We start from the raw sequence: 14,650 nt of genomic DNA, 5'->3' as shown, positions 1-14,650 counted from the left end.
GTTCTTTTTACAGAGCTTCATGTAAGGTTTATTGAGTCGTTTCTCATTTGAAAGATAAAAGGGAGTCGAATCGCTTTATGGGAATAACCGTTTTCTGTCAGGTTTTCGGTCTGAAAAGAGTAAATTCAACAGATACTCTTTCCGGAATCAAAAAGCTTTCTTCCTTCTCCTCATCCAGCCTGATCTTCTTCCCGTAATGAAAGAACTCCGCAGTTCCGGAAACCGATTTATAGAGAACTCTTTTCTGTTCAAGAACGATCCTCAGAGTACTCTCCTTCAATTTCAGCTGAAGAGAAATGCTTTTAAGTCTATCGGGCAAAGCCGGTTTAAAGAAAAAAGAACCGGGATGTGACTCTAGTCCTAAAAACCCCTTTATTATCATAAGGAAGGAACCGCCCATTGCCGCGGTATGCAGACCGTGAGAGACATTACCGTGAAGATCTTTTCTATCTGTATGGAGAGTCTCATTAAAATATTCCCACGCCAGATCGCCGTAACCCAGATGAAATGCGCTGATTCCCTGAGCGCAGGCGCTGAGAGATGAGTCCCTGGTCGTGACTTGTTCATAATAATCAAAGTTTCTTTTCATCTGCTCTTTTGAAAGCTCTGAAGGGAAAAGAGCCTGAGCCATTATCACATCAGCCTGTTTCAGAACCTGTTTCCGGTAAATGCTCAAAGGATGATAATGAAGGAGAAGAGGATATGAGGATTTATCGGTGTTGGCGAAATCCCACTTCTCTTTCTCCAGAAAACTGTCATCCTGGGGAGTCACGCCTCCTTCTTCCGGGAGGTAGATCTCATCGGCCCGCCTTATCCAGGAAAGCCTTTCCTCTTCATCTACTCTGTTTTCCAGCAAACGTGCTGCTGATCTGAGGTTTTCACGGGCGCAGAGATTCGTGAAATAATTATTATCGACTATGGCTGTGTATTCATCAGGACCTGTCACACTGTGGAAACAAAAGCCTTTGCCGTCCACATATGTTCCCAGATCACACCAGAACCGGGCCGTTCCGGCAAGGAGCTTGTCTCCCCCTTCGTTCAGAAGAGAATCATCGCCTGTTACATCAATATAACTGGCAAGTCCGAGAGCTATATCGGAATTAATATGGTACTGGGCTGTACCGGCGGGATAATAGGCTGAGCACTCTTCTCCGTTTATGGTCCTCCAGGGGAACAGGATGCCTTTGTGACTGAGTTTTCCCGCTCTTTTCTCTGCTGCGGGTACGATAGAGATTCTGTATTTCAGCATGCTTCTGGCTACATCGGGGTTGGTATAAATGAAAAAGGGAAGAACATATGTCTCAGCGTCCCAGAAATAATGACCTTCGTAACCGGATCCGCTCAAGCCTTTCGCGGCAATCGAACTCCTCGAATCCCTGCCGGCCGATTGCAGAAGCTGGAATAAATTGTAGCGGAGACTGAGCTGAGCTTCAGAATCCCCTTCAATGAGGACATCAGAATTCTTCCAGAAGAGCTCCATAAATGCCTTATGGCCGGCCATTAGCTCTTCTGTCGTGTGCTGGGCAACTGATTCCAGTTCTTTCAAAAGACCGGCTATGACAGGGCCGGAGTCATCGGCTGGTCCGAAATTGTATGAAACCGTTTTTTCCAGGGTCACCTCTCCCATGGGGCTCCCTTCGATAATCTCCAGAAGACCGGTATGATTGGATTCATTTCTGACCTTCAGTCCCGCCAGTCCATCCACTCTGTTATCCATAGAGCAATATGCCGAAAGACCGCTTCCCTGAGCGTGCAAAGCGTATAGGGAATGCTCTTTATTTTCGAGAAGACTTCCGGTTAAGGTAGAACCGTCAAAATGTCCGGGAAGCCGGGGATCATCTGTTTCAGTCCCTTCTTTCTTTTCTGGCTGAACAGAGCTTTTTATAACCAGGGTTTTGACGCTGTCAGGTGCAGAGATTCTCCACTGGAACCTTACGACACCTCTGGTATTGAAAGGTATCAGAATTAATATCCTGCCTTTGTATTTCCTGCCTTTCCGGTCCTGAAGTGTAAAAGACCAATGTGTGGAACCTTCTTTCAGGTTCAATTGACGGTATAAATTGCCGGAAGAGAGTCCTTCTGCAAAGAGAGGCAAGCCGTCCGCTTCAAATTCAACATTTTTACCTTCGGGAAGAGGCACTATAGTCTGCCAGTTATCGGCATATCCGTAAGCTTTTTCTCCGTAGGTTATGGGACCGGATTCAAAAAAACCATTTATAAAGGTCCCCTTCTCCTCAGCAGAGGGAATTAAGGGGAAATTTCCCCGGAGCCCGAGAAAGCCGTTGCCCATGGTGAATAGACTTTCCATCAATCCGTTTTTACTATGATCTGAGAAATCACTCTGTTCGATGATCCACTCTTTCGTATTCATTATTTAAACACCTCTTGAAGCCATAGCAGTCCATAAGGCTTAACATCGATGTCCGAATCCAAAGATTCATTAGATAGCAGGTCCTCGAAGTAATACGATCCGCCATAGAGCCTGAGCGTATTGAGTCGGACCGGAGTCGGACGTTCAGTGAAATTGGCGATAATGATGAGATGACTGCTGCCATCTGTCAGACGGAACCCGATCAGATTTGTGCTTCCCGTATCTATCAGTTCCATTGTCCCCCGGAAAGGAGACAAGTCTTTTCTCAGGCGTATCATTTTCTTTGTATACTCGAGGATTTGCATGGCGGGGCTCTTTTTATCCTGCTCGAGTGCATCCCAGGGAAAAGGCATTCTGTGAATCCATCGCGAATCGCTTCTGTGCTCTTCATTATCCAGATAGGAATAATCATTCAAAACAGCGAGCTCATCGCCACTGTAAATCAGAGGAATCCCCGGAAGAGACAACAGAAAACCGGAGAGAAGCCTGATTCTGTCCAGAGCCATCTTTACCTCATCGGAATCTCCGGACATAAGCGCTTTTTCCAAGCCGGCCATTGAAGCCAGGGTTCCGGATATCCTGGCATCACCAGTCTCCAGATTCTCCTGGAAAGGGACGCCCGAAGCAAAGGAACCTTCGAAACGCCCCGTATAAAAAGCATTGAGAAATTTCCTATGGCCATATCCGTCTATACCCAGGCTGGCCGCATCGTTATCACAGAAAGTCCATCCTATGTCATCGTGGCAACGAATATAGTTGACCCACCGACAGGTTTCGGGAATGTGGAATCTGGGAGAAAAGGTTTTTTGAAGCAAAGAGGTATTTCTTGTCGCAAGAGCTTCCCATGTTGTCGCCATCTGGAGGGGATTGTAGGAGAGCTCACACTCTTCCGGTGAGATATATTTGACGACATCATCGGGATGAACAATGGCTTCCGATAGAAAAGAGAGTCCGGGCGCGGCAATGGCCGCGACATTTTTAAAAAGCCGTATAAGAGTATGAGCTTTAGGTAGATTTTCGCAGCCGGTACCTTTTTCCTTCCAGGTGAAGGCAAGGGCGTCCAGACGCAGAACATCAACGCCTCTGTTAGCCAGGAAGAGCATCTGATGACTCATATCTCTGAAAACTGCGGGATTACTGTAATTGAGATCCCATTGAAAACTGTTAAATGTGGTCCAGACCCACTTTTCAATTTCCGGAAGATAGGTAAAGCTCCCTTTTCTGACAGAGGGAAAAATCTCTCTCAAAGTCCTGTCGTATTCGTCAGCTTCCTCTCTGGTGTCAAATATATAATAGTAATCTCTGTAATCAGGATATCCCGTACGGGCTTTCCGGCTCCAGAGATGCTCATCGGAAGTATGATTGAGAATAAAGTCAACGATAAGATGAATTCCTCTCTTCCTCATTTTACCGGCTATGTCGGAAAGCTGCTCCATTGTTCCCAGATCAGGCTGAACCTGCTTGTAATCGCTGACGGCATATCCGCCGTCATTATCTCCCTCAGGTGATCGGAAAAGCGGCATCAGATGAACGGCTGTCACGCCCAGATCCTTAAAATAATCCAGTTTCTTTTCAAGTCCCGAGAGATTTTTATTGAACAGATCCACATACAGCATTATGGCGACGGGATTTTTTTTCTCAAACCATGCTGTTCTTTCATTGTGAGACAGATTTGCCCTTTTAGCATACTCTTCGGCAACCATACGGATGAGATCTTCCAGTTGATAAAGGCAGTCGAATCTGTGGCCGTACAGTTCAAAATAGTTCTTCCATAATGATGGGAACCGGGCATTGAGACCTTTTTCAAATTCCGGATATATTTTGCTGTCTTTATATGCCGCAAGGACATCGCGTTTGATTTTTTCGAGAATTTTTTCATCTGTCCACATTCTTTTTGCTCCGAATCCATTTTACTCTTTCCAAAAAGAGATATGTGGATTATAAAGAAATTAACAATGTAAGTGCTTTCATAGTACCTGTTTCATATACTAAAACGCGGTGAGGCCAATGTCAATAGAGGGTTTGGATAAAAAAGAAGCTGTAACAATATACGATGTAGCGGAAAAAGCGGGAATTTCTATAGCAACAGTATCCAGAGTTCTCAACCGCCCGGAGAAAGTCAGTCCTTCAACGAGGGAGAAGGTTTTCTCGGTCATGAAGGCTTTGGGATTCACACCCAAGGCCGAAGCCAGAGAGAGGGCCAGGAAAGAAGTCGGACGCATAGGGGTTATAACCCCTTACTTCACCCACCCTTCTTTTGTCCACAGACTGAGAGGGATAAGCGAAGGTATCCGGGGAGCGGCATACGAGCTTGTCATTATCAGCCTGGAAACACTTGAGGAAGTAGAGAGTTATCTCCAATCCCCCGGCCTGGCTCATAGACTCGACGGATTGATCGTCCTGAGCAGAAAATTTGAATCAACAACCTTGAAATTACTGAAGGAAAAGAAAATGCCGACTGTATTTGTCGAGTTCGGAGAAGAAGGCTTTTCCGGAGTCTGTATCGACAATATAAAAGGCGGAGAGATGGCCGCGGATTTCCTTCTGCAATCGGGATACAAGTCTTTTTCCGTACTGACTGAAAACGAACAGGGTATCGATGTTCATCCCAATGTGATGCGTGTAGACGGTTTCAGGCAGGCATTGAACAGAAAAGGCATGGTTTTGTCTTCAGAAAACATCGGCTATGGTTCCAATGACATGGCGCAGTCTCTTATCGCTGCAGAAGAACTTTTAAGGAGCTTTCGTCCCGAAGCGGTTTTTGCAACGACAGACTTTCTCGCCGTTGCCGTAATTAAAATTGCAAAGAAACTGGATATATCCATACCGGAGGAGATGGGATTATTAGGCTTTGACGGAACAAACACTTCCGATTATATGGATTTTACCACTGTCGATCAGTCACTGGAAGAATCGGGCAAACTGGCGGTTGAGCTTCTGCTGAAGAGAATCAAATCTCCGCAATCTCCTGTTCAAACAATTTATCTTCCGCTCCGGATCACCGAACGCCGTACAACTACCAGGAAATGACTTCATCACCCACATCGATAAAACTACCGGCAATCCAGTCGGCCTGGGAGAAATGATCTTCGGTAAAACTTGTTGTCAGAGCCAGAGTTCTGCATCCTGCCGCTCGACCGGCTTCAATTCCCTTAACCGCATCTTCCACAACAAGACACTGGGAGGGTTTCAGTCCGAGTTTTTCCGCAGCCAGTTCATAAATATCCGGAAAAGGTTTCTTACGCTCTACATCGAGTCCGTTTACAAGAGCATCAAAGGTATTCCCGCTTAAACCGGTCTCTCTCAGATTATCATTCATTTTGGTTTTGTCAGCTGAAGTGGCGACAGCCAGTTTCAGTCCGCGGTTTCGGCATCGTTCAATAAAATCAGAGACACCGGGCAAAGCTTTCAACCGCCCTTTAATCAGCTCTCCATAAATAGAATACACTCTTTCTTTCGCTTCATCGATATTCAGCAGGAATCGGTATTTCTCCGCTACTCCGCCAATATACCTGTTTTCTCCGGTTCCGACAAAGGGGAGAAAATCATCTCTTTCAACCTTTAAACCTTTTTCAGCAAACATTTGTACCGCAGCTTCACAAATAAACCATTCGGAATCCACCAGGACGCCATCCATATCAAAGAGAACACCTTTTATCATTTTCACTCCTGAGAAACTTTATCGAGACCTATGAGTCCAGTTCGGACAATATTGTATTTATTTAAGCCATAAATAGCCGTACGGTTCAAGAGATAATTGGAAACGCCCCTCTTCAGCCTTATATATGCGACCGGAAATCTGATCGGTCAAAGATTGACTTACGCGATCCCCCAGCTCCTCAACGGAAAGTGTTACAGTCTCCTCACGGTTCACGATATTCCCGACAATAAAAGAATGTTCTCCCGAATGCCAGGGATGATGAAGGAACACCGTATCGCTCAAAACTGAAAACCTGAAAGAACCTTCTCCGGGAGCGAAAGACCGGTCCTCTGCTCTCAGCTTGAGGATTTCATTCAGTTTTTCTACGTAGGCTCCGGTGAACGGATCATTTTTGATCAGATCAACCATTTCATCCAGACGGTTTTTGTGACGGTTCAGATCTCTGGGACGACCCGAAAGCTCAAAGGATTTGAAATCATTCTCCAGACCGATCAGATCATTGAAGTAAATAGCCGGAACATCCTGCCCCTGGGTGAGAACAAAAAGCTGGGCCAGAACCATCCTCCTCGCTTCTTCATCTTCGGTAAGAGTATTTCCCGAGCTGTCGGTCAGGGAAAAAGAGGAGCGGGTCGTACAGCAGAGCTCATAAGCCGTTCTGCCGTATATTATCCATTGGATAAAATAATCTACTGCTGGAGAACCGGCCAAATCTCTTACATCCTCATCCAGAATAGAGGCCATCTCCTCCAGAAGATCCGATTCTTCCCAGTCATTGTCCCTGAGCCTGTAAAGATCTTCCTGGCCGATCAGGTTCCGATCAAAAAGTCCGGACAGTCTATCCAGCTTTTTTTCATATCCCGCTTCGGTAAAAACCTTCCGGAAGGTGTCTCCTGAGATTTCACCTTTGGCGACACTTCTGAATTTCGGTTTTCCTCCTCTCGATTCAACAGTGTCTTTCAGGTTGTAGAATTGGCCGATTGAAACATGTCCATCGCTTCTCTGAACTCCGAGCCCCTGAACAGAACGGCCGTCATGTGTTGAGAGCATGACAAAGGGCAGAAGATTTTCAGGACATTGTTCATTTCTGGTTTTGTTGAAACGTATCAACGGCTCAAGAGAGCCTTCGTTAAATGCTATAGGAACGGCATTGACCTGTCCGAACAGATAAGCGAAGCCTCCGTCTCTGGCCATAGAATAGACAACCGGGTCGGGACTGTTAATTTCATCGAGAGGAAGTGTGGATGGCGATACGATCTTCATAAGAGTGCGAATCACTTCAATAAGCTTATTCCCTTCCTCCATATCGAAGTTTTTCTTTCCTATTTCCTTCCAGAGATATTTAATGGCATCCATGCGCATCATGGTCAGAGAACCGCTCGACAAAAGATGAAAAAGATCTTCTACAATCATATTGAACCCATCGAGGGTTAAGGGATTCACATCGGCCTGCGATTCACTGAAAGTCGTGTATATATAAAACTCCCGTCCGAAAACATGATCGCTGTCGTTCATAAAGATATCGGCGTATTTGATGCTGAGGCCGAATTCTTCCATAAGAGCTTCCATATCGGGTAATCGTTTGTAATTAATAACTTTCTGACGCGCCTGTATCTGTGAATCTTCCCAGAAAGCTGATGTATCTATTTTCTTTTCGGCGGCATATTGCTCAAAAGCATTGAATATGCGTTTGTCTTCAGAAGTAAGCCCCTGGTCGTTTTCAATTTTGAAATAGATAGACATGAACCTGATGAGTCTCTCATCCAGAGGCTCGAGATCATTAGCAGTAAAAATGCGGTTCATCTCGACCGCACACTCGTCCGGTGTGAGACACTTTCCATCCAGATCAGTTACGGGATATTTCCTCATTCCCGTAAAGAGGGGGAAAGGTCGGGGTCTGAACGTTTTATTTAAAACACCATCGGCTTTTAATTGCCTGTATTCATCTCTGTATATAATGACGAAAGCTTCCCCGTCATTATTTCCGCGGCGAAATTCCTCAAGATAATCATTGTCCATATCCAGATGATTAACGACGAAATCCAGCATGGTTGAAAAACTGCCAGTGAGATCTTCCAGATGTCTGTTTTCCCCGAATCTCGGATCGACGACGGCTCTGGTTTTCTGAGAGAAACCTCCGTCGTTAAAATGGGAATTCCATGCTGCGTCCAGAATGACCGGTAACTCCTTTTTCAGAATTTCCATATCATCACCGGCCAGTTCCGGCAGAGATTCGGACATGAATTTTCCGATCAGGGATTCATAATCATCTGATATGATTCTGTTGTCATCAAGAATTCCATCTTCCTGAAGTTTTCTGACAATCAAATTAGCTTTGAGGTGATCACAAAAACGATAAATGTCCTGCGGCCAGATGTCATTATGACTCATTGTTCTTTCCGGCAGTATATGCATGCCCCGGATTGAAGGAAACCAGTCCTTCAATGTGCGCTTCAGGGTCATCAATGGATATTTATTATCTGTGTAAACGTTATCGGGATAGGCGATTACAAATATTTTGCCTTTTAATGCTTCGTAGGGTTTTGCCGGATCGAATGAGAGAGAATCCCGGATCTGTTTCTCCGAACGGGAATTCAGAAATGCATCGGCTTTTTCTTTAAGCAAATCAAATCGCGTCCGGCCGCCGTCATCTCCGTACAAATCGATAAGCAGTTTTTTAATACGGGTGAACCCGGCTTCCGGATATTCTGATGTCATTGCAAACCTCCCTCAGTTTTCCATTTTAATTATAGTGGAAAGAGAGGAAGGTTTTCATGTCTAAATGAAAAGAAGTGTTAATCTGTATACGAGAAAAGACACGAACCAGGCCACAGACATGGTGTAGGCAAACATGAGAAGCGTATACTTCCATCGGCCGGATTCTTTATGAAAAACAGCGATGGCCGCCATACAAGGCGCATAGAGAAGGACAAAAACCATAAGGGACAAAGCTGTTGCCGTCGTGTATCCTGTGGCGGTTTTAAAATCCGAAGCCAGGCTCTTCGTACCCTCTCCGTCCTGAACAGAGTAAATCGTGTTCATTGTGGATACTATGATTTCTTTAGCAGCCAGACCGGCCGTCAGGGAAATGCCGATTTTCCAGTCGAAGCCAATCGGCTTGATAAGCGGTTCTGTCAGCTTTCCGAACCGTCCGGCCAAAGAATATTCCATTTGGGCTGCGGCTTCTTCTCTCTCCGCCAGAACAGTCATTTCCCTTTTCTCAGCGGAGCCCATAGTGGTATCGGATTCTATTTCGGTCCTCACCGACTCATAATGCTCTGCGATATCCCGGCTGACTGGATAATTTGTCATAAGCCAGATGAGAATAGAGGCTCCGAGTATTATCGTGCCGGCTTTTTTGACATACATGCCCGCTTTGAATCCGACCTGCCTGAGCACGGAAGAAGCGTTGGGTTTTCTGTAGGGAGGCAGTTCCATTACAAATGGTTCCGACTCATCCCGAAAGGCGACCTTCTTCATGACAAATGCCGAGAGAAGAGCAATCAGAACTCCGAGCATATAAATGCCGAACAAAACATTCCCGGCCTGAGAAGGCGGGAAAAAAGCCCCTATGAGCAATATGTAGACGGGCAGCCGGGCTCCGCAGCTCATGAAGGTCGTTATCATCATGGTGACAATTCTGTCAGCTTTATTTTTCAATGTCCGGCAGGCCATAATGGCAGGGACCGTACAGCCGAAACCGGTAATAAGCGGTATGAAGGATTTTCCGTGGAGGCCGATTCTATGCATTGCCTTGTCGACGACGAAAGCGGCTCGTGCCATATACCCGGTCGCTTCAAGAAGAGATATGGAAAGAAACAGAAGCAGTATGTTGGGAACGAAAACCAGAACTCCGCCAACACCGGAAATTATACCGTCGACAATAAGGGATTTCAGAAATCCTCCGGGAAGCAAAGTACCGACCCCTTCGGCTATAAAGGCGAAAATTGAATCGAGCCAGTCCATTGGGTACTGGCCGACCGTAAAGGTGAACTGAAAAATAAGCCACATTATTCCGAAGAAAATCGGGAGGCCGAGTATCCTGTTCAGAACGATATCATCGATATAATCCGTCAGGTTCTTCTTGACTTTATTAGGCATCTGAACCGTTTCCCGAATGGCCCCGCGGATGAAGGCATGCCTGTCTTCTGTAATAACGACATCGGGATCGCGGTGGATGGATTTTTCAAAGATATCGATGGTTTCGTTAATGATTCTCTCGACTCTGATCCAGATAGATCTCTGCTTAACCGTTTCGTAAACGAGTTGATCATTCTCAAGAAGCTTCACGGCGAGCCAGTGTAGATTGTATCTGCTGGACAGCCAGGAATCGGATTGAAGAAGATTCTTAAGTTTCTCAAGCTGTTCCTCGATCCGCAAGCTGTATATGAGTTTATTTTTAGAGACGTTTATATCCCCTTCATAAACTCGAATGACATGATCGAGCAACAGATCCATACCGATATGCTTTGATGCCGATGTCGCGACGACATGGGAACCGAGCAGTTTCTGAATCTGCGGGATGTCGATTTCTATCCCCTGCTTCTCCACTTCATCAATCATATTTATGGCATAGAGAGCATCGACCTCCAGCTCCATAATCTGTGTGGTCAGGTAGAGATTTCTCTCAAGATTCGTCCCGTCTATGACATCGATGACCACATCGGGCTGTTCTTCTATAATATAATTTCTGGCGACAACCTCTTCAGGAGAATAGGCCGTCAGGGAATAAGTCCCCGGCAGATCAATCAAATTGATTTTGTAATCTTTGTATTTAACGAAACCTTCATATTTTTCAACAGTGACTCCGGAAAAATTCCCGACCTTCTGATGAGCCCCAGCCAGGCAATTGAAAAGAGAGGTTTTTCCGCTGTTCGGATTACCAAGCAGGGCTACATTTATCTCTTTCCTATCCGTCTGCCTGTTTTTATGAAGAGTATCAACGGGCGAATAGAGCTTTTCTCTCTCCAGCCCCTTAAGATTGTCTTTGATTTCAGTTTCAACGAGAATGGAGGCGGCTTCCTCTTTCCGAAGGGAAAGATCGAAACCCTTGATTTTTATGACTATGGGATCGCCGAGAGGCGCGATCCGGATTACAGTAAAACCGACACCTCTGCAAAGCCCCATGTCGAGCAGGCGCCTTTTCACCTCACCTTTGGCGTTAACTGAAGTGACGACGGCACTTTGTCCAATATTTAACTGCGATAGCGGCTGTTCCACTTAGTCTCCCATAACTTTATTATCCACTTCTCGCAATATATCTCTATAGATGATTTTTGGCAAGATATAACAGTTTTTTTATAATTGACCGTTCCCTTGACAAGGCATTGCCAAAGTTCTATGTTCAGCTGAAGTTATGAAATACCTGAATCAACTGCTGTCCGAAGTCGTCAAAGATAAACTCTTCTTCCGCTCCATGCTTTCCATCGCCCTGCCTCTTGCCCTGCAGAATCTGATACAGTCCGGCCTGAACATGATCGACACCTTAATGATCGGCCGGCTCGGAGAAACGGAAATCGCAGCTGTGGCGTTGTCGAATCAGGTTTTTTTCCTGCTGGTCCTGATACTCTTCGGAATAACCAGCGGAGCTTCCGTTTTCGCAAGCCAGTACTGGGGTTCCCGGGATATCAAAGGTCTGAGAGAATCCCTTTCTCTCAGTCTTCTTCTTGCGGGAGGAGCCGGATTGCTCTTCACTTCCGGAGCTGTTTTCTTTCCGAGGTTCATACTTTCCATCTACAGCAAAGACCCGGAAGTCATACGGCTGGGAAGTTCATACCTCCGTATTGTCGGTATGAGCTATCTGGCTACGTCAGTGACCTTTTCCTATGCCGCTTCCTTAAGAAGCACGGGACGGGTAAAACTGACAACTGCCGTTTCAGGCATTTCTATAGCCATCAACACAGGATTAAATTTCCTCCTGATCTTCGGAATCGGTCCTTTCCCCGCTCTGGGAGTCCGGGGAGCTGCCATAGCAACAGTCATAGCAAGAGCAGCGGAAACAATTGTTCTGATCACTTTTATTTACAGAAACAGGTATCCCTCTGCCCTGTCGCTGGACGATCTGTTACATATAAGCCGTGCATACATAAGAAAATATTTTCAGACTTCGATTCCGGTTATTCTCAATGAAATATTCTGGTCTTTCGGGATAACGGCAATCAATCTCGTCTTCGCCAGAATCAGCACGGAGGCAATGGCATCTTTTTCCATTTCCGATACGATCAGCAAACTGTTTATGATCTTTTTCTTTGGAACAAGCGGAGCCTGCGCCGTAATGGTCGGCAACAGGATCGGTGCGGGAGAAGAATCCCGGGCAGTCTATTATGCCCATGCTTATGCAATCCTGGCACCGGCTCTGGGACTGCTTATGGGCATCATACTGTTTCCTCTCTCTTCACTGCTTCCCCTTCTCTTTAACATTTCCGCCGATGCTAAAGCCGGCGTGACATCCATTCTGAGGGTACTGGCTTTTTTCATGCCTTTTAAAATCTTCAATTGGCATATGATCGTGGGAATTCTGAGGAGCGGAGGAGACACCCGGTACAGCCTTTATATGGAGGCGGGAGGGATTTGGCTCATAGCCGTACCGGCCGCTGTACTGACGGGTCTGGTTTTCCACCTCCCGCTGATGGTTATCTACGCGGCTCTGTCAGTGGAAGAAATTGTCAAATTCACTTTCGGATTCAGCCGATTGAAATCCGGAAAATGGCTGAAAAATGTTATAAGCTGAAAAATTCCCTGTACGACATGAGCTTCACGCCGAGCTTTTCCGCTTTCTGAAGCTTGGAACTGCCGGAAGAAGGATCCTCACAGAGGAGGATATCTGTTTCTCCCGTCACAGATGAGACGAATTCATAGCCCATTTCTTCCAGCCGGGCAGCAAGTTCTTTTCTCCCCATCGGACCTTTTCCGGTCATGGCGACTGCCCCTTTGGACTCTCCTGTACTCTCATCCTTTAAAGATACAGCGGATATAATTTCTTCCAGATATTCTCTATTCAGTGCATTCTTCTTCCATTCAATTATATTCTGGCCGATTACGTAGGTGTTGTCGTCAAAAGTGAGAAAATCATCAATCGTGTTGATATTCAGCTTTTTCAAAGCCTTTTTCTGAACAAGAGGAATACCCAGGCGGCTGATCAGTTCGGCCGGAGTCAACTCCCGGGATTTTGAAACCTGCTGGATAAAATTTGTAATTTTCTTATCCCCGAATCCTTCAAGATCGGCGAAGTCTTCCTCTTTCAAATCATAGAGGTCCCGGATCTTCCGTATTTTTCCCGCATTGAACAGAGCTCTTACCGTTCCGATCGAAACCTGTTCGATTTCCGCTTCCCTGACCCAGTACATGATTTTCTGAATAAGCTGTTCGGGGCACTCTCCATTGGAACATTTCAAATGGACTCCCGATTCGGATAATTTCCTACCGCAGGAAGGGCAATTATCGGGAATCAGGGAATTGCTGAATAGATCTGCTGTCCTGTCGACATTGCTTTTATTGGAGCGAACATAAGGGATGACATCATTCGCCCTTTCGATCACAAGCGTGTCTCCCTGCCTGAGCATCAGGGACTCGACAAAAGCAAAATTATGGAGTGACGCCCGTTCGAGTGTCGCCCCTCCGAGTACGACCGGCTCAAAAAGAGCAACGGGAACGACATTCCCCTGGCGGCTCACCTGCCATTCGATATCTTTCAGAGTCGTCTCTCTGAAAGCAGCGGGAGGTTTGAAAGCTATGGCGTAATGATGATGGTGATCGACAACCCAGCGGCTGTCGATTTCATCGTGAATGGAGTTATCGTCTACAGCGACGATAAGTCCATCGGTTTCATAGAGCCATTTGTCCCGGTTTTCATCTATGTATTTCTCATAATAATCATTTATTTCTTCAATGGAGGAAACGCGGCTGTAAGTGACCGTATGAAATCCTTCTTCAGCCAGAAGCTCGATTTTCCCCGACTCTGTGGAACTGACAGAATTATCACTGATCTGATAAGCGACAAAGCGGACATGCTTGAGGTCATCCTGTCCCTCTTTTCGATTAATGAGACCGACGCAATTGTTTCTCAGCGGTTTGCCCTTCGTATCATATTCTGTATTTTTCGGAAGATATAATTCTCCTCGGATTTCAATATCACCGGAGGAAAAACTGATGGAGTCCCTGATATCATTCATATGGCCGGCAATATGGGAGATGTCCTGTCCTGTCATACCGTCGCCTCTGGTAGCCACATAAAGGAGCTTGCCACCTCTGTAACGGCACGACGCCGATAAGCCGTCAATTTTAGGCTGCAGACAGTAAATCTGATCCTCCGGCAAGGCAAGCTTCTTCATCCATTTTTCGATCTGGCTGATATTTTTTGCCTTCCCCATGGACAGCATGGGAATATCATGACGGATTTTTCCACCGTCCTCTTCAGTCAGGGGAAGAATTCCCACTGAAGAGAAATAGGGATTGAGGGGATCCAGCTCACGGAGCTGATCTTCAAGCGAATCGAATTCGCTATCTGTCATCAGAGGGGTTTCACTATTGTAATAAACTTCCCGGGCTTCGGTCAGTTTGCCAACGATTTCGTTTACAGTCATGGGAAGATTTTATCAGAGTGAAGCTTTCCGGGCAATAAA

The 14,650-nt window shown here is 46.0% G+C and carries 8 protein-coding genes; 2 read left to right on the top strand and 6 right to left on the bottom strand.

Going from position 1 to position 14,650, the window contains the following annotated elements; all coding sequences use genetic code 11:
- Positions 1-97: 97 nt before the first annotated feature.
- Together HNR50_RS01095 and HNR50_RS01090 are read right to left on the bottom strand one after the other, a co-directional pair.
- Positions 98-2,371, bottom strand: a complete 2,274-nt coding sequence (locus tag HNR50_RS01095; RefSeq protein WP_184742561.1) for a glycoside hydrolase family 65 protein — start codon at positions 2,369-2,371, stop codon at positions 98-100.
- Positions 2,371-4,260, bottom strand: a complete 1,890-nt coding sequence (locus tag HNR50_RS01090) for an alpha-amylase family protein (protein WP_184742559.1) — start codon at positions 4,258-4,260, stop codon at positions 2,371-2,373. The genes HNR50_RS01095 and HNR50_RS01090 overlap by 1 nt, the downstream gene beginning before the upstream one ends.
- A 118-nt stretch (positions 4,261-4,378) precedes the next feature.
- On the opposite strand from HNR50_RS01090, the gene HNR50_RS01085 reads away from it, so the two are divergent.
- A complete protein-coding gene (locus HNR50_RS01085; protein ID WP_184742557.1) occupies positions 4,379-5,401 on the top strand; it encodes a LacI family DNA-binding transcriptional regulator in 1,023 nt (340 codons plus the stop codon).
- Here the strand turns inward: HNR50_RS01085 and HNR50_RS01080 are convergent.
- From HNR50_RS01080 to feoB, 3 genes are read right to left on the bottom strand one after another with little or no spacing between them, the layout of a single operon-like run.
- Entirely contained in the window at positions 5,388-6,032 is a 645-nt protein-coding gene (locus HNR50_RS01080; RefSeq protein WP_184742556.1) for an HAD family hydrolase, read from the bottom strand. The two genes, HNR50_RS01085 and HNR50_RS01080, sit on opposite strands and share 14 nt — an antisense overlap.
- 57 nt (positions 6,033-6,089) lie before the next feature.
- The gene (locus HNR50_RS01075; protein WP_184742554.1) at positions 6,090-8,747 is read right to left on the bottom strand and encodes an alpha-amylase family glycosyl hydrolase; all 2,658 of its coding nucleotides are present in this window, start codon (positions 8,745-8,747) and stop codon (positions 6,090-6,092) included.
- 60 nt (positions 8,748-8,807) lie between these two features.
- Positions 8,808-11,249: a ferrous iron transport protein B gene (gene feoB / locus HNR50_RS01070; protein ID WP_184742552.1), complete on the bottom strand. Its 2,442-nt coding sequence runs from the start codon at positions 11,247-11,249 to the stop codon at positions 8,808-8,810.
- Positions 11,250-11,385: 136 nt separating this feature from the next.
- Here feoB and HNR50_RS01065 point away from each other — a divergent pair, with 136 nt between their 5' ends.
- Complete coding sequence (locus HNR50_RS01065) at positions 11,386-12,759, top strand: MATE family efflux transporter (protein WP_184742550.1); 1,374 nt, start codon at positions 11,386-11,388, stop codon at positions 12,757-12,759.
- On the opposite strand, the gene HNR50_RS01060 is transcribed toward HNR50_RS01065, so the two are convergent.
- Positions 12,749-14,611, bottom strand: a complete 1,863-nt coding sequence (locus HNR50_RS01060) for a BRCT domain-containing protein (RefSeq protein WP_184742548.1) — start codon at positions 14,609-14,611, stop codon at positions 12,749-12,751. The genes HNR50_RS01065 and HNR50_RS01060 overlap by 11 nt on opposite strands.
- Positions 14,612-14,650 lie beyond the last annotated feature (39 nt).

The sequence above is a fragment of the Spirochaeta isovalerica genome (genome assembly GCF_014207565.1).
Lineage (GTDB): Bacteria > Spirochaetota > Spirochaetia > DSM-2461 > DSM-2461 > Spirochaeta_F > Spirochaeta_F isovalerica.
Note: the sequence above shows the minus strand (reverse complement) of the source record. Positions and strands in the feature narration are given on the sequence as shown.

Bases quoted from the DNA above. Each gene is read 5' to 3' on its own strand.
- HNR50_RS01095 (WP_184742561.1), bottom strand. From the start codon at position 2,371: ATGAATACGAAAGAGTGGATCATCGAACAGAGTGATTTCTCAGATCAT.
- HNR50_RS01090 (WP_184742559.1), bottom strand. From the start codon at position 4,260: ATGTGGACAGATGAAAAAATTCTCGAAAAAATCAAACGCGATGTCCTT.
- HNR50_RS01085 (WP_184742557.1), top strand. From the start codon at position 4,379: ATGTCAATAGAGGGTTTGGATAAAAAAGAAGCTGTAACAATATACGAT.
- HNR50_RS01080 (WP_184742556.1), bottom strand. From the start codon at position 6,032: ATGATAAAAGGTGTTCTCTTTGATATGGATGGCGTCCTGGTGGATTCC.
- HNR50_RS01075 (WP_184742554.1), bottom strand. From the start codon at position 8,747: ATGACATCAGAATATCCGGAAGCCGGGTTCACCCGTATTAAAAAACTG.
- HNR50_RS01065 (WP_184742550.1), top strand. From the start codon at position 11,386: ATGAAATACCTGAATCAACTGCTGTCCGAAGTCGTCAAAGATAAACTC.
- HNR50_RS01060 (WP_184742548.1), bottom strand. From the start codon at position 14,611: ATGACTGTAAACGAAATCGTTGGCAAACTGACCGAAGCCCGGGAAGTT.